Annotated in this window: 18 protein-coding genes; 10 read left to right on the top strand and 8 right to left on the bottom strand. The window is 61.4% G+C overall.

The window, feature by feature from the left end; genetic code table 11:
* Positions 1-1,962, top strand: a 1,962-nt coding sequence (locus tag NZ746_07300; protein ID MCS6817170.1) for a VWA domain-containing protein, incomplete at its 5' end; no start/stop codon positions are given.
* 780 nt (positions 1,963-2,742) lie between these two features.
* Entirely contained in the window at positions 2,743-3,108 is a 366-nt protein-coding gene (locus tag NZ746_07295; GenBank protein MCS6817169.1) for a hypothetical protein, read from the top strand.
* 52 nt (positions 3,109-3,160) lie between these two features.
* Here NZ746_07295 and NZ746_07290 read toward each other — a convergent pair whose 3' ends face one another.
* From NZ746_07290 to NZ746_07265, 6 genes are all read right to left on the bottom strand, one after another.
* Positions 3,161-4,729, bottom strand: a complete 1,569-nt coding sequence (locus NZ746_07290; GenBank protein MCS6817168.1) for a M20/M25/M40 family metallo-hydrolase — start codon at positions 4,727-4,729, stop codon at positions 3,161-3,163.
* A 69-nt stretch (positions 4,730-4,798) separates the two neighbouring features.
* On the bottom strand, positions 4,799-6,748 hold the full coding sequence (locus tag NZ746_07285; GenBank protein MCS6817167.1) for a S9 family peptidase: 1,950 nt from the start codon (positions 6,746-6,748) through the stop codon (positions 4,799-4,801).
* A gap of 120 nt (positions 6,749-6,868) precedes the next feature.
* On the bottom strand, positions 6,869-8,542 hold the full coding sequence (locus NZ746_07280) for a VWA domain-containing protein (GenBank protein MCS6817166.1): 1,674 nt from the start codon (positions 8,540-8,542) through the stop codon (positions 6,869-6,871).
* Positions 8,543-8,739: 197 nt separating this feature from the next.
* On the bottom strand, positions 8,740-9,561 hold the full coding sequence (locus NZ746_07275; GenBank protein ID MCS6817165.1) for an ABC transporter permease: 822 nt from the start codon (positions 9,559-9,561) through the stop codon (positions 8,740-8,742).
* Positions 9,558-10,487, bottom strand: coding sequence for an ABC transporter permease (locus NZ746_07270; protein MCS6817164.1), 930 nt, complete (start codon positions 10,485-10,487; stop codon positions 9,558-9,560). The genes NZ746_07275 and NZ746_07270 overlap by 4 nt, the downstream gene beginning before the upstream one ends.
* 77 nt (positions 10,488-10,564) lie before the next feature.
* Positions 10,565-12,292, bottom strand: a complete 1,728-nt coding sequence (locus NZ746_07265) for a hypothetical protein (GenBank protein ID MCS6817163.1) — start codon at positions 12,290-12,292, stop codon at positions 10,565-10,567.
* A 173-nt stretch (positions 12,293-12,465) separates the two neighbouring features.
* On the opposite strand from NZ746_07265, the gene NZ746_07260 reads away from it, so the two are divergent.
* The 8 genes from NZ746_07260 (at position 12,466) to NZ746_07225 (ending at position 19,973) form a co-directional block, all read left to right on the top strand.
* Positions 12,466-12,729, top strand: coding sequence for a glutaredoxin family protein (locus tag NZ746_07260; protein ID MCS6817162.1), 264 nt, complete (start codon positions 12,466-12,468; stop codon positions 12,727-12,729).
* Positions 12,730-12,733: 4 nt separating this feature from the next.
* On the top strand, positions 12,734-13,690 hold the full coding sequence (locus tag NZ746_07255) for a M28 family peptidase (protein MCS6817161.1): 957 nt from the start codon (positions 12,734-12,736) through the stop codon (positions 13,688-13,690).
* A 1-nt stretch (position 13,691) separates the two neighbouring features.
* Entirely contained in the window at positions 13,692-14,756 is a 1,065-nt protein-coding gene (locus NZ746_07250; protein ID MCS6817160.1) for a 3-isopropylmalate dehydrogenase, read from the top strand.
* Positions 14,757-14,822: 66 nt separating this feature from the next.
* Positions 14,823-15,065 (top strand): hypothetical protein, encoded by a 243-nt coding sequence (locus NZ746_07245; protein MCS6817159.1) that lies wholly within the window; start codon positions 14,823-14,825, stop codon positions 15,063-15,065.
* Positions 15,066-15,179: 114 nt separating this feature from the next.
* A complete protein-coding gene (locus NZ746_07240) occupies positions 15,180-15,995 on the top strand; it encodes an alpha/beta hydrolase (GenBank protein ID MCS6817158.1) in 816 nt (271 codons plus the stop codon).
* Positions 15,996-16,108: 113 nt separating this feature from the next.
* Positions 16,109-17,521 carry a sigma 54-interacting transcriptional regulator gene (locus NZ746_07235; protein MCS6817157.1) on the top strand — a complete coding sequence of 471 codons (1,413 nt, stop codon included), beginning with the start codon at positions 16,109-16,111 and terminating at the stop codon, positions 17,519-17,521.
* An 8-nt stretch (positions 17,522-17,529) separates the two neighbouring features.
* On the top strand, positions 17,530-18,540 hold the full coding sequence (locus NZ746_07230; protein MCS6817156.1) for an energy transducer TonB: 1,011 nt from the start codon (positions 17,530-17,532) through the stop codon (positions 18,538-18,540).
* A 59-nt stretch (positions 18,541-18,599) separates the two neighbouring features.
* The gene (locus tag NZ746_07225; protein ID MCS6817155.1) at positions 18,600-19,973 is read left to right on the top strand and encodes a tryptophanase; all 1,374 of its coding nucleotides are present in this window, start codon (positions 18,600-18,602) and stop codon (positions 19,971-19,973) included.
* A gap of 8 nt (positions 19,974-19,981) precedes the next feature.
* Here NZ746_07225 and NZ746_07220 read toward each other — a convergent pair whose 3' ends face one another.
* Both NZ746_07220 and NZ746_07215 read right to left on the bottom strand, forming a co-directional pair.
* Entirely contained in the window at positions 19,982-21,751 is a 1,770-nt protein-coding gene (locus NZ746_07220) for a VWA domain-containing protein (protein ID MCS6817154.1), read from the bottom strand.
* A 71-nt stretch (positions 21,752-21,822) separates the two neighbouring features.
* Positions 21,823-22,806, bottom strand: a 984-nt coding sequence (locus NZ746_07215) for a VWA domain-containing protein (GenBank protein ID MCS6817153.1), incomplete at its 5' end; no start/stop codon positions are given.

Here is a 22,806-nt window from a genome sequence, read left to right as displayed (position 1 = left end):
GTTCCGGCCTCGACCGAGGCGGTTCAAACCAAATCGGCTGAGCAAGAGCAGGCGGTGCGTCTCAAAGCTGAGCTGATCGAAGTGCGAGCCGTTGTCACGGATGAGCGAGGTCGGATCGTCGGCGATCTTAAGAAAGAAGATTTCGAGCTGCTGGAGAATGGCCGCCCTCAGGAAATCGCCTTCTTTTCGGTGGAACGAATCGAGAGCACGTCCCCGAGAGCAATCGAATCAGGCAGGGCGGAAGCCGACCGTCTGCGCCCGGCCGCGCCCCCAACGCGCGTGATCGTTCTGTTTGTGGATACGCTTCATCTTTCGTTCCCCAGTTTGGTGCGCGCTCGACAGGCGCTCCGCAGGTTCATTCTGGAGCAAACCAGCGAGAGCGATCTGGTCGCCGTCGTGGCGAGCGGCGGAGGAGTGGGGCTCGTCGGAAATTTCACTCAAAATCGGCGCCTGCTGCTTTATGCCATAGATCGGCTCACGTTTTGGGGGCAAGGGCTGTACAGCAGCAAATACACGCCCTATCTGGCGGCGATGGTTGATCGCGGCGATCGGCAGGCCCTGCAATTGGCGAGTGGAATTGTGGCAGCCGAAGAGAGAGTTGCCGACCCAGAGTACGTTCGCAACCGGGCGCGCATGATCTTGAGCGAAGCCGCTTGGAGGCGAAAAGCCGCGCTTTCGACGCTCGAAGCCGTCGCTGAACAGATGGCGGAGATGCCGGGGCAACGAATGATAGTTCTCATCTCCGATGGGTTTACCCTTATGGGCCCTGGCGGAAGTCCCGCGACCGAGGAGATCAACAGGGCGATCAGCCGCGCCGTTCGCTCGGGCGTAACTATCTACTCGCTCTCCGCGAGAGGGCTTGAGCCGGATCGAAGTTACGGACAAGAGGAGCTGGAAAATGGTCTGAACGCGCTGGCGAGCGACACCGGTGGACTGGCCTTCTTCAACACAAATGACCTGAACATGGCATTGCAGAGGGTGCTCGATGACACTCGCATTTACTACGTGCTGGGGTACTATCCCCCTGCGAATAAAGAGACTCAGTTTCGGCGCATAACCGTTCGAGTAAAGGGGCGTCCCGAATATAGCGTGCGCGTACCCAAAGGGTATCTGCCGGTAGCAACGAAAAAAGAACCGCCGCCCAAGAGTCCGCGCCAGCGATTGTTTCAAGCGGTGGCCGCGCCGCTGCCGCTCGCTGGCCTCGGCGTAGCGGCGTCGGCCGGGTTTTTAGAAGGCGAAGATGATAATGCGCAGGTTTCACTTCTCGTTCACCTGGATAGGAACACGCTCAATGCGGTCAGGCACAACGGACGCTCACGGTTCGAGATAGAGGTGGTCGCGGTCATCTACGACAATCAGGGGAAGCCGGTGAAGACTCTCGCTTACGACGTGAATATACTTGTGCGCCCGGAACGTTTAGAGCAAGCCGGGCAGAACATTTATCACTTCGTGCATCGGGTTGCGCTTAAGCCCGGTCTCTATCAAGTGCGCGTCGGCATCCGCGAACCCAGCACCGAACGAATCGGCACGGCGACGGCGTGGGTGGAAGTCCCGGATTTAAAGCGGAAGCGAATGACGTTGAGTAGCCTCTTTCTTGCCGAATGGGAATCAGGAAGAGAACTGCTGCCCCCAAGCGAACTGAATTCGGTGCTGGGACGATCCCTCAGGCGAGTGAGGAAGGGAAACAACCTGGTCTACTACCTGGTGATTTACAATGCCTCGGCACCGCCAGAGGATTTGAAGATGCAGATCGAGATCTTTGATGGGCAGGATCGAATCTATCAAAGCGAGTGGATGCCCGTGTCGCAGCGGATGATCGGGAGAAATAAAAAGGGTCTGGAAGTGGCCGAGCAAATGATGCTGGACAAGGTGCCGCCTGGCCTCTACGAGTTGCGCGTGACAGTCGAGGATCCAAAGTCAAAGCAAAAGATACAGCGGGCTGTCATCTTCGAGGTGGAGTAGCACCTCCGATCCGAGAGTTGATTTCGCGGCCTTTCGCTCCGCTCGGATCGAGCACTATGCAAGTCGCTCAGAGGGTAGAGACGCCTTAAGTGGAATAGGGGAGTGCGAGGGAAAGCGCATTTTTAGGCGAGGGATGAAAGGAGCTTCGTGTCCCTTTGGAAGCACTTCCAAGGAGAATTCCGACAAGAGGTCGTATTCGTGAAGCCAGGATCGCTACATGGTCAAAAGCTCTGCGCCGTGGATGCGGGAGGGGCGGAAGCCAAAGGTGTATTCCATCAAGGCGCAGGAGGGGACGGAGCTGAGCGTAGAAGAAGCACACATCATCTATGACTACGGTGAGCTTTCTTGGGGTGATGAAGTGGGAGTACCTGTTTATGACGATAATTATGGAGTAGTTGCTTTGAGTACGCAGGCGCTTCAGGAAGCTCAGAGGATCGTCAAGTGCACCGGAGCAGTGTGTGCAGGAGTCGTTGTGAGATACGTACTCGCGGGACCGGGAATTCTCAAATGCGTAATGGCTGGTTGCGTTGGTGCCGGCGTAGCGTGCATCATAGGAGCCTTACTGTCATGACTATTGGTCATGAGCGCAACAGGATGAAGAGCGAAAGAGCAGATCGGTTCGTTATAACTTGATTCTTCCTGCTCTGAGCCCAAGAGGAAGCCACTTTTCGCAGCTTAGGCGCTATTTTAGTCACTCAGTGGAGGGAAAAATTATGGGATGGTTTGGTGTTCCGAAGAAGTCCTTCGTCAACGTTCCGAATCAGTGGGGCGATAGCCGCCATGACGATTGCCGCGCTCAAGCGCGTCATGCCGAAAGCGTATGCGTTTGGCTTGGGCGTTTTCGTACTGGGCTCACCCTCTATCCGTAAGATAGGGCCTTTGCCCGTGCAGAAGGACGACGGCTGGGGTTCCGCAGAATATTTTTCGCGAGCCTTGCCGGAGGCCTCGTCGCGGCTATTCTTTTTATGTGAAGCCGATGTAGGAAAAACACTCTGCCACGTTGGTGGCCTGGTTCCCGAAGCGGAAGGTGATGGAAAGGGACGCAAGCCGATGCCTTCTCTTGGTCGAACAAAACGTTCGCACCTGCCGATGCAGCGTGTTGAAAGACGGCACAGTGGGGTTCCCTTGAGAAGAGCGGGAAATTGACGGGCATCGGCGAATACTTTCCGGCTGCAAGAATCACGTGTCCCCCTTTTCGTCATTCGTCCTCGAGAACGCGTCCGAGATGGGCGAAGAGCGCGGCATAGAGTTCGATCCCATCCCAGAAGTTTTGTATGCGCAGGTTCTCGTTCGCCGCGTGCTGATTGTTGTCGTGGTTGACAATGGGCACGCCGATGATGGGAACCTGGAGCAATTCCTGGAAGAGATACATGGGGATGCTTCCGCCGAGCGTCGGCATCTTCACGATAGGTGCTCCGACCGTCTCCTCGATGAGGCGCACAATGGCGCGAGAAACAGGCAGATCCATCGAGGTGCGCGCTGGTGGGTATCCGGATCCCCAGACGAGCCGGGCGATTCGGGGATGCTGGCGCCGTTGGTCGAGCGTCGGCTCTTCGGAAACGATGGTGAAGCCCTGTTGGCGGATGTGCTCTTCGACGCGGCGACGGACGCTCTCGGGTGTTTGGTCGGGCACGAGGCGGAAATCAATGGAGGCCGTCGCTTCAGTGGGAATGGCGTTTTGCGCTGTCTCGCCTACATGCCCGGCGCGAAGGCCTCGCACGTTGAGGGCGGGAGCCATGATGAGTTCGACTAAGCGTCGTCCTTCGCCTTCGGACCAGCCGAGCCCTAGCTCTTCTCGAAGCGAAGCCTCTATGTCGGGGGTTTCAGCGAGCGCGCGTCGTTCGCTCTCAGTGAGCGGGCGCACGTCATCGTAGAATCCGGCGATGCGAATACGCCCGTTCTCATCGCGCATGCTGGCCAGAAGATGGGCGAGCAAGGCGGCAGGATTCGGCGCCCAATTCCCGTAGTGTCCGCTGTGCAAAGGGCGCACGGGGCCGTACACCGTGAGTTCCAGGTCCACAATTCCTCGCGCGCCGAAGTAGACTTGTTGGCGGCGCGTTTGATGGACCGGCCCGTCGCAGAGCACCCAGGCATCGGCCTTCAGCCGATCGGCGTACTTTTGCAAGATCGCTCGCAAATGGGGCGAACCCGCCTCTTCTTCTCCCTCGAAGAAGAACTTGAGGTTCACTGAGAGGGGAATCGCTGCGGCGCGCAAGGCATCCAGAGCCACGAGGAGCGCGACAATAGGCGATTTGTCATCGCTCGCCGAGCGCGCGTAGAGACGCCATTCGCCGGGGATGGGCGTAGGGATCGCCGACCATGGGATCTCGCGTCCACCGTGCTCTAGAGGTCGGTCGCGGAGCACGGGTTTCCATGGATCGCTCGCCCACTGCGAGGGATCTACCGGTTGACCGTCGAAATGCGCGTAGAAGACGATCGTTCGTCGCGCATTCGGGACGAGGAGTTCGCCGTAGACGGCTGGCGGAGCATCGCCCACTTGAAGGATCTCCGCACGAATGCCGCGTCGCTCGAGCATCCTCTTTAAGAATTCGGCGTTTCGACGAATGGCCTCGCGATCCGAAGCGACATTAGGGATGGAGAGGAATTCGACCAGCTCGCCGAGGATCGCCCGTTCGTGTGCGAACCGATAGGCGCGCACGCGCTCGCGCGTGGCTCGCACGTCTTCGGTGAGCGAGCGTTGACCGACAGCGAGACTAGGCAAAAGCGAAAGGAGAACGGTCCAACTCATCACGATTCGTCGTCTCATGGCTAACTCTCCCGCATTGTGTGCGCGCGGCGCTCTCCAGCTATGTGGTGAAGAGCACCGCGCGCTCTCTCAGTGAAGCTGCGCTGAGGAACCGGGGACTTCGCGCCATGGCTCGAAGCGTCCGCCCAGATGTTTGGCCAGGAATTCCTCAGCGCGACCGAAGAAGTCGAGCCGATTCTCCGGACGGGCGAATCCATGCCCTTCGTCGGGATAGACGACATAGGTGACCGGGATGTTCTTCGCCCGCAGTGTCTGCACGATCTGATCGCTCTCCGCCTTTTTGACGCGCGGATCATTCGCTCCGTGGGCGATGAGCAGCGGCGCCTTGATCTGATCGGCTCGGAACAGTGGTGAGCGCGACTTCAGGAACTCTTCGTCGGTCTCCACTTTCCCCAGACGTTTGTCGAAGAGCGCTTTTATGGGAGCCCAGTAGGGCGGGATCGAGCGCAGGAGCGTGACGAGATTCGAGGGGCCGACGATGTCCACGCCGCAAGCGAATTCTTCGGGCGTGAAGGTCAAGCCGACGAGCGTCGCATAGCCACCATAGCTGCCGCCCATGATGCACACGCGTTTGGGATCGGCGTATCCTTGCTGCACGGCCCAGTTCTTGCCGTCAATCAAATCGGTGTGCATCTTCCCGGCCCACTCTCGATCGCCCGCATTCAAGTACGCCTTCCCGTATCCGGTCGAACCGCGGAAGTTGACTTGCAGGACAGCGTAACCACGGTTGGCGAGCCATTGAACGATGGGATCGAATCCCCACACATCGCGCGCCCACGGGCCGCCATGTACGAGCAGCACCATCGGCAGATTTTTCGGCGGAACGCCAACCGGGAGTGTGAGATATCCGTAGATGGTCATTCCATCGCGAGCCGTGAACGAGATCGGCTGCATCTTCGCCAGGCGATACTGCTCGAGCGCCGGTCGGTTGCTGAAGAGCATGCTGAGTCGCCGCGCTGAACGATCGTAGGCGTAGTAATAGACGGGGCCGTCGTCCATGAGGTAGGCGACGATCCACATCCGGTCCTCGCGGTCTCGACTGATGATGCTCAGATCGCCGTCACGTTCCTTGCGAAGAAGATCGAAGTCGGCGCGAAGCGAGGGATCCAAAAGCTGCCATTCTCGACGGGCGCGGATGAACTGCACGGCCTCAAGGCGTCGCGTCTTCGGATGGACCAGCCATTCGCTCACATCGTACTGCGGATCTTCGGCGATGACGGTCATCTTCCCAGTGGCGATATCCACCTCGATCAATCGCGCGGCGTTAGCGCCGACACTAGAGGCGAGCCAGAGGCCACGGCCGTCCGGCGTGAATCCGGCGATTTGGCCCATAGTCTCGTCTGGTCCCCATCGCAACAGCTCGCGCCAAGGTGATCTAGCATCCTCGCGCACGCGAATGAGCATGCCTCCATCCGGAGTGAAAGCGGCCGCCGCGCGCACTTGCAACCGATGGTCCGCGGCCCATCCCATCACATCTCCAGGGTTCTCCGTGTCCAGCTCGACGGCGCCAGTCTTCAAATTGATGCGATAGACATCGTGCCATCGCCGATCGCGGAGATTCAATCCCACGAGGATCTCATCGGGGAACTGCGGATCGGTCGCTACGATCCGCGCTTGCACGCCTTCGAATGGCGTCAGGTCGCGCGTCGTCTTCGTCTTCAGGTTCGTCTGGTAGAGATGCCAATTCTCATCGCCGTCCCGATCTTGGATGTAGAGGATGTGCTCGCTATCCCCCTGCCAGACATACGCGCGAATACCGCGCTTTTTGTCCGAGGTCACGACCTGATCATCCTGTTTGCCAATGGTTCGCACCCAGACGTTGAGCACGCCGTTGTGCGGTGCCAAATAGGCAAGCTTCGTCCCGTCCGGGGAGATTTGCGGACTGGCTTTCTCGGGATTTCCGAAGAGGACTTCGCGGGGGATGAGCGGTGGCAACTCCACGGCCCACGCCCCCCATCCGTTCAGCCAAAGCAAGAAGCTCAAAAGTACGGCGCTACCCCCACGATATGCCCTTCGCATGAGCGTCCCTCCTGTCGCGAATATTTTGGCGCAAGCTCGCTATGTTCGAAACGTGCGCCGTTCACTTTTACGTCAGCTCGAGACTTTCGGTTCCGAACGCCGAACGCGCCTCAGAGAGCTTTATCGGGCGTAGTATCCTCGACGGGCCTTCACGCGGACGCCGGGGCGCAGGACCTTGACGCGAATGGTGCGCCATTTTCCGTCGCGCGCGGTATTGATCGGGCTATAAGCGAGGCTATAGATCGTGCGCAGCTCGTCGGCGATGCGTTGGTAGACGCCTTCCAAGTCCTCGACCGTATCCGCTCGATAGAGCGTCCCAGCCGAGTGCTCGGCGAGCGCCAGAAGTTGTCGTCGAGCGACGGCGTAGCTCATCGGACTCTCCCGCCGCTGCCGCACGACCATCTCGTATTCCGTGTCCAGGTAGATCGGATAGATGAGCACGTCCGATTCCTGAACGCGCGCGAGCAGCTCTTCAAACGTGTGCTCCGTCGGATAGAGCCAAGGCTGGCGGATCGAATTGTCCACACCATCGGTCATGACGACGATGGCTTTGCGGCGTCCAGGACGTTGTTCCACTTCAGTGAGCACGCGCCACAGGGCATCGTAGAACGCCGTTCCTCCTCCTCCCCGAATGGTCTGAATCCGTTGCTTGAGCAAAAGACGATCATTCGTGAACGGCGCGATCTCATAGACACGGCGCGCGAAGGCGAAGATGGCCATGCGATCCTCTGGCCCGATCATGTCCACGAAGGCTTGCGCCGCGCGGCGGATGACGCCCAGCTTCGACTCGGTACTTCCGCTGACATCCAGAAGCAACGCGAGATCGAATGGCGCCGTCACTGGGGAGAAATGGGTGACCTGCTGCTCCACGCCGTCTTCGTAGACGATGAAATCTTGCTTTTGAAGATCGCTCACCGCTTTCCCATGCTCATCGGTCACGCTCACGTTGACGTTGACCAGCGGCGCTTCCAACGTGATAACGTCTCCCGTATCCTCTGAGCGCGCTCGACGCGGTGGCGGCGGAGGAGACTCTTCTATCGGATCCGTGCGAAGGCTTGGGCGAGAGCGCGAAGATGAGGATGCTTCGCGGTCGGGCAGTTCGCGCGGAGGAGTCGGCGGTGGCGATTCGGCGCGCGCTAGAGAAGGCGGTGGAGACATCGTCGGGGAGAGCGCCAGCAGGCGAATGTCGCCGCGCGTCGTCTTCACCATCAGCGAGCGCCCGCCGCGCCCCACTCGGCCTTCGACGGCATGGGCGTCGAACTTTCCTTTGATGAGGATGGGAAGCTCCGATTGGATGGATCCTTGCGCGGCGAGCAGAGTGATCTCCGCATCGAAATTAATCGGCAAGCGCAGCGTGATGTTCCCCCCGAGCGTTTCGATCGTCGTCGTTCCGGGCTCGCCGGAGACCTCAATCGCTCCATCGGCGGACTTCAGCTCTAGGAGCGTTCCATCCGGCACGCGCAGCCGCACATCGAGGCGAAGCTGAGGGACGGAAGGGATCGCGCACGTGAAGGTCTCTGACGAGACGTTCAGCGATACCAGCGAGGCGCGAAAAGCGCGGGCACCGGACGCGGGACGCACCTCCATTTCCACGCGCGGTCGAGACCACGTCTGCACAGAGATGCCCCCGGAGAGATTCTCCACGCGCGCTTTCCCCCCGATTGGAAAATCGAACGCTTTTTCCACGGTGGGAACAGCCACCTGGCGCCCCGATTGACGAGAGAGACTTGCCGAAGGACCAAGCAGCAGGAGGAGAAGGACCCACGCCATGAGTGCGGCACCTCGGTTCTTCATCGTGCGGCCTCCTTTTCCGTCCTCCCGAGGTCCCCTCTCAGGGTCGCTCGCGGAGCGTGATGCGCCGTTTGCTTGGATGCACCGTCCCGCGATCGCGTTGGGAGACGAAGACCGCGCCTTCGGCGACGGCGTCAGTGCGGACATCGCGTCGAAGATCAGCGAGCCCATGACCTCCCTCCCTTCGCGCGCCGCATCGCTCACGACGGAGGACGCGAGCGTTGCGGATTGAGCCATTCGTTCAACCCATCGCCCGCGAGGTTGAACGCGAGCACAGTCACGGCGATGGCCAATCCGGGGAAAAGGACCAAATGAGGGGCCGTCGTCAAATACGCGCGTCCGGAATCAAGCATTTTCCCCCAACTGGGCATCGGCTCTTGGACGCCGAGACCGAGGAAACTCAAGCTCGCTTCGGCGAGCACGGCGCCAGCTACGCCGAGCGTCGCCTGCACAATGAGCGGTTGCACGACATTGGGCAGGATGTGGCGGAGCAGGATGCGGGCATCGCCGGCGCCCATCGCGCGCGCGGCCTGGACGAAGTCCAACTCCTTCACCTTCAGGACCTGGCCGCGAATGAGGCGCGCGTAGCTCACCCATCCGATGATCGAGAGCGCGAGGATCAAATGGTTCACGCTCGGGCCGAGGAAGGCGATCATCGCCAAGGCCAGCAAAATGCCGGGAAATGCCAGGAACGTGTTGAAGAGGAAACCCGAGATGAGCCGATCCGTCCATCCGCCATAGTAGCCCGCTATGGCTCCGATGATCGTCCCCACGCTCGCGCAGATGGCGACGACCATGAGGCCGACGCGCAAGGAGACGCGCGCGCCGTAGAGCAATCGGGAGAGGACATCGCGTCCGAATTCGTCTCGCCCCATCGGATGAGCCCGCGAAGGCGGTTGCAAACGAGCGGCCAAATCCTGTTTTTGGATGTCATGGGGGGCCAGGCGCGGCGCCCAGAGCGCCACAAGGAGCAGCCCCGTGACCAGAACCCATCCGATCTTCCCCGTCCATCCCATGCTCATTCCACCTTGATCCGAGGATCGAGCACGCGGTACAGCAGGTCGGTCGCCGTGTTGACGAAGATGTAGGTCAGCGAGATCACGAGCAGACAACCTTGCACGAGCGGATAATCGCGCGCGGCGATGGCTTCAATGGTGAGCGTACCGATCCCCGGCCAATTGAAGATGCGTTCGGTGATGATCGCCCCGCCGAGCAAAACGCCGAATTGCAAGCCCACGATGGTGACGACTGGGATGAGGCCATTGCGCAAGACATGGCGATAGATCACTGTGCGCTCGTCGAGGCCCTTGGCGCGAGCTGTCTTCACGTAGTCTTGGCGTAACTCCTCCAGGACGCTCGTGCGCACTAAGCGGGTGAGGATCGCCGCCAGAGCCGCTCCAAGCGTGAACGCCGGAAGGACGAGATGCGCCGGATCGCCGAAGCCTGAAGGGGGTAAGAGCTGGAGCTTCACTGAGAAAAGGAGGATCAGCAGCGGACCCAAGGCGAAGTTCGGTAGTGCGATCCCCAACAGCGCGACTATGGAAGCCGCGGCGTCGCGCACCCCTCCGTGATGGCGAGCTGCCGTCACGCCGAGCGGGATCGCGATGAGCACGGCGACGAGCAGAGCGGCGACGGCCAATTGCAATGTCGCCGGATAGCGAGAGAGGATCTTCTCGGCGACAGGACGCCGATCCACAAAGGTCACGCCGAGATCGCCCTGCAGCACCTGCTTCCAATAGTTCGCGTATTGCTCCAGCAGCGGCCGATCCAGTCCGAACCGACGGCGCATCTCCGCCACTTGTTCGGGCGTCGCCGTCTCTCCGAGAAAGGCGAGGACCGGATCCCCCGGCACCAGATGCAGCAGCAGGAAGACGAGCGTCACTACAGCCCAAACCACCGGAATGACGAGCAGGAGCCGACGCAAGAGAATACCCGCGATGCCGTTCATGCGTCACCTCATCGTTTCACACGAGATTCTTCGCGCTGACATCGCCGACCTCGCCGTCATTTCGTCGAACGCCCGATTCATCCTTCCCCTTCCTCGATGACCTGGAGGAGAAACGCGAGCGGGCCGAGCAGCGAGCGACTCTCACTCCACAGGCCTTCCGGGCGCAGCGACGAGACGCGAATGCTCGGCGGCCACTGCGCGGCGAGCCGATACGCGGCTTCCGCATCTTGTGCGCGGATCGCCATCGAGGACATGCGTTCCATCCGTTCGATGGCGCGCAGGAATGCGCGCACCGTCTCCTGCTGTTCGAAGGTCACCGTGATCTCGAATCCATCGCTCGCCGTCAATCGCGCGCGCAGCGCCGAATCGTCGTCCACGGTCTCCCGTCTCTCGCGCGCGAGGAGAACCTGCTCGATCTGCTTCGGATGCCCGATGAGCAGGTGTCCGTCGAGGAAGGCGAACGCGCGCTCCGGATGCGCTTCAGACGCGAAGAGGGAGATCCCGCGCACGGAGGTCTCGCGCACGCGCGCTCCCATATGCTTGAAGTGTTTTCCGATCAATGCCGCGAGCTTCGGCGCGTTTCGCGCGGAGATGAGCAGCAGCAGCGTCGGATCGCCCGTGTCCACGACAGCGAGCGTTGATCCGAGCGCATCGGCGACCGTCTCCTCTGGATCCCATCCGAGTGCTTGGCGCATGCGAGCGAGCGTCCCCGCGAGGATGAGGCGAAGCGGTTCAGGAAGCGAGGCCCCGAGCGTCTCTTCGAGCGCGGTGGTCAACGCTCGAGCGTCCGTCCACCGATAGAGGGTGAAATGACGAATCCGCCTCGGGATGAGGCGAAGCGTCGCATCTTCCGCTGACGACGCGTTCGGACGCAGGATCGGATCGTAGCGCTTCACCCACGTCTCGTCGAGGTCGAGGATGTATCGGGTGACGACCTCGCCGCCGTCGAATTCGACGGCGAACGCGACATTGAACGAGAGGGCTTTGAGTACAGCGCGCATGAGGTCCTGCTGGAGGGGGGAAGCCGTGATCGCGCGTGCGCCGAGAGCGAGCGCTTCGCCACTGGCCCATCCCCAGAGGATGTTCTGACGCTCGCGCTCTCTCCATCCGAACGCAGATCCGTTCGACGTGTGTTCGACTGCGCGGCGGAGCGCGTGCAATCGCGGGTGCGTTTCCAACGAGGGGCGGCGTCCTCGGGCGGTCTCGATGATCGCGCGCAGAACGTCCGGGTGCGTCGCCACGATGAGCGTCTTCGCGCACACGCTCCAGAAGAAGCCGTTCCCGGAGGCGTGAGCCCGATAGCCGACGATCGGTTTCCCTTCGTAAGAAGAGCGCTCGATGGTGAAGGTGCCGTAGGCGCGGCTGGCGAGCGTGTGCGCGTGCGTCTCGGCGAATCGGCGGAGCGCGTCTTCGGAGCGCGTGGTCGTCCAGAGGAGCGCCAGATGAGGTCGGACGGTCTCTCCCTCCCAGTCCATCCCTGTGACGACGAGGGCCATCGGCGAGCGCGCGAGCCATCCCCATTCCCACAGCTCGCGCGGAAGCCTCTCGAAGAGCACGCCCCCGTGCGGGATCTCAATTCGGAGATCGTTCACAATGCGCGTCGAGCGCAGGCCTTCGAGCACGCGTATGGGATCGCGCACTTCGAGATAGAAGAGCGCCGTCTGAGGCGTCAGCTCACTCGGCGCGCGCCGTTCGGCGAGCGCGCCGCGGAAGACAAGCCCTCCGGCTCCCGCCAGGATGAGGACGAGCAGGGCGATCCTTCGACGTCGAGGTGAGCGATCGCGATTCCCGGGACGATCCGTCATCTCCTCATCGAGGCGTCCTTGATTCCGCACGAAACTTCGCGCGACGCTCCTTCGAAGCGCGCGGAGGATCGCTCCCGCACGGGCCATTGCCGTTTTTGCGCCCCCCGTTGATTTCTCCACGTCCACTCGTTATTATAGCGGCGAGCATCTCACGATGGGGAGCGCGCGGGGCGATGGGCGAGCGGGTACGTGTGGTTATGTATACCAAGCCAGGATGCCATCTCTGCGAGGAAGCTGAGCGCATCCTCGCGACCGTGGACTGCGCTGACCTGTTCGATCTGGAGATCGTCAACATCGAACGAGATGAAGAGCTGCGTCGCCAATACGGGGAGCAGATCCCCGTCATCTTCATCGGTGGGATCAAGGCGTTCAAGTATCGCGTAGATCCGCGCGAGTTTTGTCGCAAGGTGCGCCGACTTTCAGCGCGAGCGAGGTGAGGTGATGAAAACCCGTCAACTCTTGATCGCAGTGATCGTGTCTCTGGCCGCCTGCTCGACGAATTCCTCTTCCACGACAGTGGTCCAGGAACGATCGGCGACGACGCCTGCTCCGACGGAATTCAGCGGCGAGCGCGCGTTCGAACATGTCCGCCGGTTGGTCGAATTGGGGCCGCGGCCTGTCGGCAGTGAGGCGCACGCGCGCATGCGCGCTTACATCGTAGCCGAATTGAAGGCCTGCGGCTTGAACGTTCGAGTGCAGGAATTTCGGGCGCAGACGCCGCTTGGGGAGAAGACCATGTTCAACCTCATCGCCGAGCGCGCCGGCGCGAGCGAAGATGTGATCATCCTGGCTAGCCATTACGATACGAAGCTCTTCACCGATTTCTCCTTCGTGGGGGCGAACGACGGGGGATCCAGCACGGGAGCGCTCCTGGAGCTGGCGCGCGTGCTCGCCGCGCGACCGGAGACCCCACGATACACGTTCTGGTTCGTCTTCTTCGATGGGGAGGAGGCGTTTGTCTCGTGGTCGCCAACGGACGGCAAATATGGGAGCCGGTACATGGTGGAGCAGCTGGAGCGGAGCGGGCAGCTCTCTCGAATTCGCGCGCTCATTTTGCTGGATATGATCGGCGACAAAGACTTGGACATCGTGCGCGACGCATACTCGACCCGTTGGCTTCAAGACATCTTCTGGGAGACAGCGCGAGAACTCGGCTACGAGCGACATTTCACGAATCGCGAGACGTTCGTGGACGACGACCACGTCCCCTTCTTGCAGAAGGGCGTGCCGGCAGTGGACCTCATTGACTTCAACTATGGGTTGTGGAATCGGTATTGGCATACGGCCGAGGATACGCTCGAAAAAGTGAGCCCGCGGAGTTTGAAGATCGTGGGTGATGTGGTGCTGCGGGCGCTGCCGCGCATCGAAGCCGCGCTCGCGACATCGGGGAGACGGTGAGATGGTCACGCGTATTGCCGTCATTCCGGGGGATGGGATCGGCGTCGAGGTGACGCGCGAGGCCGTGCGTGTGTTGGAGGCCGCGGCCGAAGCGTACGGTCTCGCGCTGGAGATGACGCATTTCGATTGGGGGGCGGAGAAGTATCTGCGCGAAGGGATCGGATTGCCCGAAGGAGCCGTCGAGATGCTCCAGCGGGAATATGACGCAATCTTGGCGGGCGCCTTCGGCGATCCGCGCATTCCGGACCATCGGCACGCGCGGGAGATCTTGCTCGGCTTGCGCGTGCAGTTGGATCTGTTTGTGAACTTACGGCCGGTGAAGTTGCTGGATGAGCGCCTGACGCCGCTCAAGGGGCGGACGCCGGACGACATCGATTTCGTCATCGTGCGGGAGAACACCGAGGGCGCGTACGTGGACGTCGGCGGCGTGTTCAAAAAGGGAACGCTCGAGGAAGTGGCCATTCAAGAGGAGATCACGACGCGGCGGGGAACGGAGCGAATCATCGTCGCGGCCTTCGAGTATGCGCGGCGGCAGCGACGACGGCGCGTCACGCTCGTGGACAAATCGAACGTGTTGCGCTATGGACATGGGTTGTGGCAGCGCGTGTTTTGGGAAGTGGCCGAGCGCTATCCCGAGATCGAGGCGACGCACCAATACGTGGACGCGATGGCGCTACGAATGGTGCAAGATCCGGCTTCCTGCGATGTGATCGTGACGACGAACATGTTCGGGGACATCCTGAGCGATCTCGGCGCAGCGCTCATCGGTGGCTTAGGATTGGCGCCGTCGGGGAACATCCACCCGGGGCGCATCTCGCTCTTCGAGCCGGTGCACGGGACGGCGCCGGAGTTGGCGGGAAAGGGTGTGGCCAATCCGATGGGCGCGATCCTCACGGCGGCGATGCTGTTGGACTATGTGGGGGCGGAAGAGGCGGCGCGCGCCATCGAGCGGGCTGTCGTCGCGACGATCCAAGCGGGTGAGGTCACGCGCGATCTCGGCGGCTCTCTCTCGACCGAAGATGTCGGACGCGCCATCGCCGCGCGCGTGCGCGCTCGCACCTTGTGAGCATTGGTGAAGACGGCGAGGCTCTTTGAGCGCCTCGGGTCAGGGAAGAGTGGAGGAGAGGGGGAGATGAGGAAGTGGCAATATAAGACGCTGGATTGGGGCGAGCTGAGAAAGCTCGGGGCCATCGTGACGGGAAAGGACTTCGTGGACGAGAACGTGGATGCCGGATTGAATAAGCTGGGAGAGGAAGGGTGGGAATTGGTCGGCGTGTACGTGGATGGGTTCGTCGTCCATCGCTCGCAAAAGAACATCGAGATCACCTCGATCAGCCGGTACGTCAAGTTCACCTTCAAGCGGCCCATCGAATGAAGGCGATTCGAACGGCTATCGCTTCATGAAAGGCTCGAGGATGACGAGCCCTCGCGGGGGTGGGGAGAATCGGGCGCGCGCTCGCCACCGGCGCTCGGCCGAGGGGATCGAGAGATGCCGTTCGTTCGAATTCCTGAGGGCGAACTGTATTACCGCCGTGTGGGGACGGGACCGCCGCTAGTCCTCGTCAACGATTGGCCGTTCTCCCATCGGTATTGGGAACCATTGGCCGATCAGTTGGCGCGCTCCTATACTGTTGTCGCGTTCGATCCGCGCGGCATCGGGCGTAGCCGATCCTTTGCGCAGACGGCCGCTCACGACGTTGAAGCTCACGCCGAGGACATACACGAGTTGATCACGGCGCTTGATCTGGGCGAGGTGCATGTGATCGCCCATGCACTCGGTGCGATCCCGGCGGTGTTATCTCTCCATCTCCATCCACAGAATGTGCGCACGCTGACGCTCCTCAATCCGATGTTGGGACCGACGCTCTCTCCGCGCGTGGAGAAATACATCGCGTCGGCGCAGTTGCTGCTGCTGTTGCGACAGCTCGCCGCCGTGCCGCTTGTCCGCTCCCTCCTCTTTCGAGGATATGCCTTGGGTCGGCTCCCGAAGGCGTATCGACGCATCCTCGCCGAAGATCTTCTGCAGGTGGACGTGCGCGCTGCTTGGGAGATGGTGCACTCGGCGACGGAGGAGATCACTTTGCGCCGATTCTGCGCCGCCCTCTTCGAATGCGCGCGCCCTATTCTGCTGGTGGCCTGTCGCCAAGACGGCTGGTCCTCGGTCGAGACAGCGCGCTGGCTCTTCGAGCGGATTCACGCCGGACGGCTCGTGACGATGGCGTCTCCGGCCCATTTCCCCATGCTCGAAACTCCGGAGCGGTTGAGCGATGTGCTCACCGAGTTTTACAAAAAGGCCGGCGCGTGATAAATTCCCTTAATAGTGCGAAGATGCGGACCATCGCACGGGAACACTTTTGCAACTCGCTCTCCCGCCGAAGCGTAATGAGCGAGTGGAGATCGAAGTGCAGGAGGATGACGATGTCGAACGAACGAACATGCATGAGCATCGCGCCGGTTGAGGCCTCGCGCCGGATCCGAGAGATGTCGGTCTTGGTCGTCGCCGGGACGGCAAACCGTCAGGCCGAACTCGGGCGTGTGATCGAGCGGCTCGGATGCCAGGTGACGACGGCCGATTTCTTGCAGTTGGAGAGCTTGCCCATCGAGAGCAAGACGTTCCAACTCGTGGTTGTGGATGTGGAGCGGGATCTCTCGCCTCTTGGGGGAACGCTCGCGCGGATCGAGCCGCAGAAGGTCATTGCCCTCATTCCCGAGGGGATGCGGGAGCAAGGGGCGTGGGTCATGGGGATGACCTTCGGTCGCTACGTGCTCAAGCCGGTCCATCCCGAGGAGCTGCTTCAAGCTGTGCGCGATCGGTTGGAATTGGTGGCCTTGCAGGAGACGGCGACCCGCCTGAGCGACGAGCTGCGCGCGCGATATCGGATCGAGAATATCATCGGGATCAGTCGAGGGGCGGAGATGCGTCGCACGTTCGTTCGGACTTTCGCGGGCATGCGGCATCCGCTCTTTCTCTCCGGAGAGCGGGGCGTGGGCAAGCAGATGCTCGCGCAGACGGTGCATTACAGCAGCCCCTGGGCGATGGCGCCATTCGTCTTGGTGGACACGGCGCATGTCCCCGCGAGCGCAATCTCCGGGTTGCTCTTCGGCGATTCGGGATGGATCGAAGGAGAGGTCGAGCCGATCGGTCGTGGCGTGACGTCGCTATTGGGCGCAGGGACGGTTTATATCACGGAGGCGTCGCTCGTCCCCCTTCCGCTTCAATATCGCCTCGCGGCATTCCTTCACGAGCAACAGGCGGCTGAAGCGGAAGGCGCCGCTTCGGGACCTCGTTTCATCTTCGGCAGCCAATGGACGCCGGAGCAGTTGCGACGCAAGGGGTTGCTCGTCGAGGACCTCTATCAATTGGTGCGAGAGGCTCACTTGGGGATCGAGCCGTTGCGCGCTCGTCCGGAAGACATTCCCTATTTCGTGGACTACTTCGTGGAGCGCATTTGCCAACGACAGCAGAAGGAGAAGCGCACGCTGACGGATGAAGCGCTTCAGGCGCTCGTGCGTTATGCCTGGCCGGAGAACGTGGATGAGCTGCAGCGTGTCCTGGAAGTCGCTGTGCGTCGAACGGTCCCTCCACCCATCGATATCGCACACTTGCCAGAACCGATCGGACGTCCGGCGCCGCGTGTCCCCAAGGTTCCCTTCCCAGAGGAGGGGATCGACTTCTACGAGCTGGTGGAAGAGTTCGAGCGGGGACTGATCGTGGAAGCACTGCGACGGACTGGAGGGAATCAGCGCCGCGCGGCGCGGCTGTTGCGTTTGAGGGAAACGACGTTGGCCGCGATGCGGCGACGCCTGAACATAGCACCCGATCGGGTCTGAGGCTCTCCGTGGGGGAGATGAAGGAGCTTCGGGAGATCACGGCTGATGTCCGGCGAACGCACGCGAATGAGCGCGTTCCGGGAGAGTTCCCGTGCCTTTTGGAACAGCGCATCCGACCGGATCGGCGATACGTGCGAATCGGCATCGTGCTGACCATCCTGTTGCATGGCTCGCTCTTCGGCTACACCCTCTATGATTCATATCGCACGCTCTCATCCTGGAGGAGTTTGATAGGATTAGCCATCGTGAGCGAGCCAGGGCGCTGGCAAGGAATACGGCTCTCGGATCGCACGCTTCTTCTGGCCCCGCTCTACTATCCGCCCGGACTCTTGGTTTCGTCCTCGGATGAGGAAGCGAAGCGCCGCGCCGAGGAACGGCGACGGCGTCAGGAGGCGGAGCGTCGCTTGCGCGAGCACATGGAGCAGATGGCGCAAGCGAACGAAGCCGCGCTCAATCTGCCGAAGACGTGGGAGGAACTGGAGCAACGGGTCAAGGACGAAGCGCGGAAGCTGAATATCGGGCCGATCCGCGACGCTATCGTCGAGATCTATCGCGCCAAGCAAGAGGGACGTCTCGCGTTCCAGGACATCAGCGTCGCTGTCTCCTTCCGCGTGCAGAAGGATGGCACGCTGGCGGACATCGCGCTTGTGGAGCCTTCGGGTATCCCGCAGGTGGATGCCGCCGCGTTGATGATCGTTGAGGAGGCGAGTCGCGCGCGTATTCTGACGCCGCTTGTGAGCGCTCAGTCGGTGACCGTGAAGCTCGTCATCGCGGAGACGACCGAATTGCGCTTCATCATCGTCTCGCCGTCGGAGGCGGGAGCTGCTCAGCTCGTCAGTCAGTTGAACGGATTGCTCCTGCTCACGCGCTTGAATGCGGGGAAATTGGATCCTCAAGCGGTGGCCATTCTCTCGCGCTTGATCATCACGCAGCAAGGGCGCAACATCATCGCCAGCGTGAAGCTCCCTCGCGCGGAAGCGACGGAGATGTTGAAGAGCCGTATTGGGTCCGAGGAGTGACGCGCCGTCCGCTCGGACCCTCAGCCCATTGGAGGGTGTCCTTCGCCCGAGGAGTGCCTATGAAGACCATCATTGAACCATTTCGGATCAAGGTCGTCGAGCCCATCCGCATGACGACGCGCGAAGAGCGGGAGCAATACTTGCGTGAGGCCGGCTACAACCTCTTTTTGATCAAGTCGGAGCACGTCATCATAGACCTTTTGACCGACAGCGGCACGGCGGCGATGAGCTCCGAGCAGTGGGCGGCCATGATGCGAGGAGATGAGTCGTATGCCGGGAGCGCGAGTTTTTATCGTTTCGAGGCCGTCGTCCGCGACATCTTTGGGTTCAAGCACGTCATCCCCACGCATCAGGGACGGGCGGCTGAGCGCATCCTCTTCTCCATCATGTGTCGGCCCGGGCACGTCGTGCCGAGCAACACGCATTTCGACACGACGCGGGCGAATATCGAATACGTCGGAGCCGAGGCCGTGGATCTGCCGATCCCCGAATTCTATAAGCCCTCGGTCTATCACCCCTTCAAGGGGAACATGGACACGGACGCGCTGCGCGCGCTGATTCGGCGCGTCGGGCCGGAGCGCATCCCGCTGGTCATGCTCACGGTGACGAACAATTCCGGTGGGGGGCAGCCCGTCTCCATGGCCAATATTCGCGAGGTGAAAGCCATCTGCGCCGAGTATGGCATTCCGCTCTATCTGGACGCCTGCCGCTTCGCCGAGAACGCCTATTTCATCAAGCTCCGCGAAGAAGGGTATGCCGAGAAGTCGGTTCGAGAGATCGCCCGCGAGATGTTCTCCTATGCGGATGGCTGCACGATGTCCGCGAAAAAAGATGGGCTGGCCAACATCGGCGGATTCCTGTGCACGAACGACGATCGGCTGGCGCAGCAAGAGAAGGATTTGCTCATCCTGACTGAGGGATTTCCCACATACGGGGGTTTAGCCGGCCGCGACCTGGAGGCGATTGCCGTGGGGTTGCAAGAGGTCCTCGATGAGGACTATCTGCAATATCGTTTCGCTTCGACGCGCTACTTGGGGCGACACATCGCCGAGGCCGGCGTTCCGATCGTGCAGCCGCCGGGCGGTCACGCCATCTACATTGATGCTGGGGCGATGCTCCCGCACATTCCTCCCTCACAATATCCCGCGCAAGCGCTCGCTGTCGAGCTCTATCGTGAGGCCGGGATTCGCTCGGTCGAGATCGGCTCGGTCATGTTCGGCAAGCCTGATCCGAAGACGGGGGAGGAGATCCCGGCACCGATGGAGCTGGTGCGGTTGGCGATCCCTCGCCGCGTCTACACGCAGAGTCACATTGACTACGTGATCGAGGCGATCCTGGAGGTCTACAAACGGCGCGAGACGATCCGCGGCTATCGCATCGTGTGGCAAGCGCCGTTCTTGCGCCATTTCACCGCGCGCTTCGAGCCCCTCTGAAACGGGCTTCAGCGCGCGAAGTATCCCGGGCGCGTGCGCACTCGCGCCCCGCGACGAGCGACGCGAACTTCGATTTGTCGCCAACTCCCGTCCCGTTCGACGCGCGTCGGCATGTAGGCGAGACTGTAAATCGTGCGCAGATCCGCCGCGATTTGCTCGTAGACGCCCTCGAGTTGATCCAAACTTCGGACGCGGTAGAAGCGCCCGCCGGAGAGATCGGCCAACCGGCGCAACTGCTCTTCGGCGACGCGCGTGCCCACGCGCACTTGCTCGCGCCCGGACTCGCTGAGCGCCGCCGCCAGCTCCGCTTCGTTCTCGAACATGATGGGATAGATCAGGGCATCCGACTGCAGAACGCCAAGCACGAGATCCTCGAATCGGAGGAAGGAGCCGGGACGCCGCAGGGGATCGTTCCACAAGGGGGTGCCTTGATACGCGAACGAGCTATCCCGTCCATCCGTGAGGACGACGAGCGCATTGCGTTGGCCGCGAACCGGGCCGAGCACTTCCGCGAGCGCATAGCCGATGGCATCGTAAAGCGCCGTGCTCCCAAGCGGTGGGACGACCGTGTCGAGCGCGCGCTTGACCTGATCGCGATCGGAGGTGAGCGCAGCGACGACCTCCACATCTCGCGCGAAAAGGAGCAGGGCCACCTTGTCCTCCGGACGCATCAACTCAAGGAAGCGACGAGCGGCTTGTCGAATCGCCTCGAACTGTCCCCGCGTGCTTCCGCTCACATCCAGCAGGAGGACGAGGTTGAAGGGGCTCGTCTCGACAGCGAAATGGCGAACTTCCTGCTGGAGGCCATCTTCAAAGACGGTGAAATCGCTCGTCGTGAGTCCGCTGAGGACCTTGCCTTCAGCATCGGTGACGCTCAGCAGCAAGTTCACCAGCGGGGCTTCTAATCGGATGGCATCTTCTTCCTCAGCCGAAGCTGCTGGCCAGGGCACCGGACCTCCCATCTCGACGATACGGGCCAAGCGCGGCTCCAACCTGCGCAGGGCTTCGCCCAGGACGCTCCACCGATTTTCGGCTAAGACGCGGGCGGCACGCGTCATCGGTTGTGGGGGGACCAAACCCATGATGACGCGGTCCGAAGCTGTGGGCGGCCCGAGTTCCACCCATCCGTTGAGCGTGCGGACGTGAACAGCGAGGCGGCCTTGGCCGATCTTTCCCGCAAGGACCGCTGGAGGAGGCGCAACACTCTGCGTCGATGAGCGAGGGAGAACCGGTTGCTCGATGCGCGGCAGCGGAGGACCCGCATAGCGCACATAACCTTCAGTCCATACCAATTCCGCTTTGAGATCCTCGACCGGGATTCCAAGGATGACGTCACCGCTGAGCGTCTCCACGCGCACCGCGCGCGGGCGGCCATGTACCTGTACGGTTCCATCTTCCGTTTTCGCTTGCAGCCGCAGACCAGGTGGGACCGTCAGATAGACATCGAGCGTTTGCTCCTCGTGACGGGTCATCGTACGAAGGCTCGCGCGATTCTTCTCCACTTTGAGGCGCACCATCTCTTCCGCGATCGGGAGATTGCTCTCGATGCGAAGCACGAGTTGATCAGGAGGGCCATCGCGGATGAGGATGCGGCCGCGTGGGTTCTCGACCTTGAATTCACTGAGCGAGGAAACGGCGAGGCGTTGCTCGAAGACGGCTGGACGGGGAACCGAGGGATGAGTTTGTGAACGAGACGCAGCCGCCTTCGCTCGGAGTCCCCATAGGTCCCCCTGAGGGTCCTTACCCCCTCCCGAGGGACCCAGGACTCCGATCGCCATTACGAGCCACGCGCTGCAGACGATTCGATGCCGGATGATCGCCTTCCCTCCTTGCCGGAGAGCCATGGCGTTTATGGCTGGCCCACCGGGGCGTAATAGCCGCGCCGAGCATGGACCTTGAACTTCTTGTTCCCATCACGAGCGACCTCGATCTTGATGCGTCGCCACTTCCCATCGCGGCTCGTGTTCGTGGAGATGTACCCGATATTGTACTGCTGGCGCAATTCGCGGGCGATCGTCGCGCAGACGGCTTCCAGCAGCGACGCCCCCATGACGGTGAAATGACGGCCTCCGGTCAGCTTCGAGAGCTGCTGCAAGATCGCGATCCCTTGCTGCTCGAAATAAGTGTTGTAGAGCGTTGGATCGGGCGTCCCGATCGTATAGATCTGCACATCGGATTCCTTCAGCAGGCGGGAGAGCGCGCCGTAACTGTATCGCGAGCTATTGTCCTGTCCATCGCTGATGACCAAGAGCACGCGCTTGCCGTGCCGGGCATGACGCAGCTTCAGCACGCCTTCATAGACAGCATCGAAGAGCGCCGTTCGACCTTGTGCGCGAAGGAACGGCAGATACGTGAGCAGGACCTCGCCGTCGGTGAAGTCCGCCAGCAGCATCACCTGCTTGTTGAAGGCGATGGCGAAGAACTCGTCCTGCGGGTTGCTCCACTCGATGAAGCGGCGCACGGCCTCACGCAAGCGAGCGATCTTGTTCTTCATGCTGCCGGAGATGTCCAGAATCAGCCCCACGCTGATCGGGATGTCGTCGGTGCTGAAGAACTTGACCTGTTGCGGGACATTGTCCTCGTAGACGGTGAAGTGATCCGGTTTCAGCCCTGTGATGAAGCGCCCCAGTTGATCAGTCACGCTGACGGAGAGCAAGACCAGCTCCGACTTGAGCCGAATGAATTGCTCTTGCAGAGACTGATCTGTCGAAGTGGTCACTCGCGTGACTTGCTCCGAAGCGCTTTGTGATCCGGCAGGGTTTGGCACGGGCGCGTCCGCGTTACGCCACACGACCTCCGGAGTCGCAGAGGGCTCTTTCGCTGGGACAACGGC

The organism is Blastocatellia bacterium, from assembly GCA_025055075.1.
Taxonomy (GTDB): Bacteria; Acidobacteriota; Blastocatellia; order HR10; family HR10; genus HR10.
The sequence above is the reverse complement of the archived record's forward strand: the minus strand, read 5'-3'. Positions and strand labels throughout refer to the sequence as shown.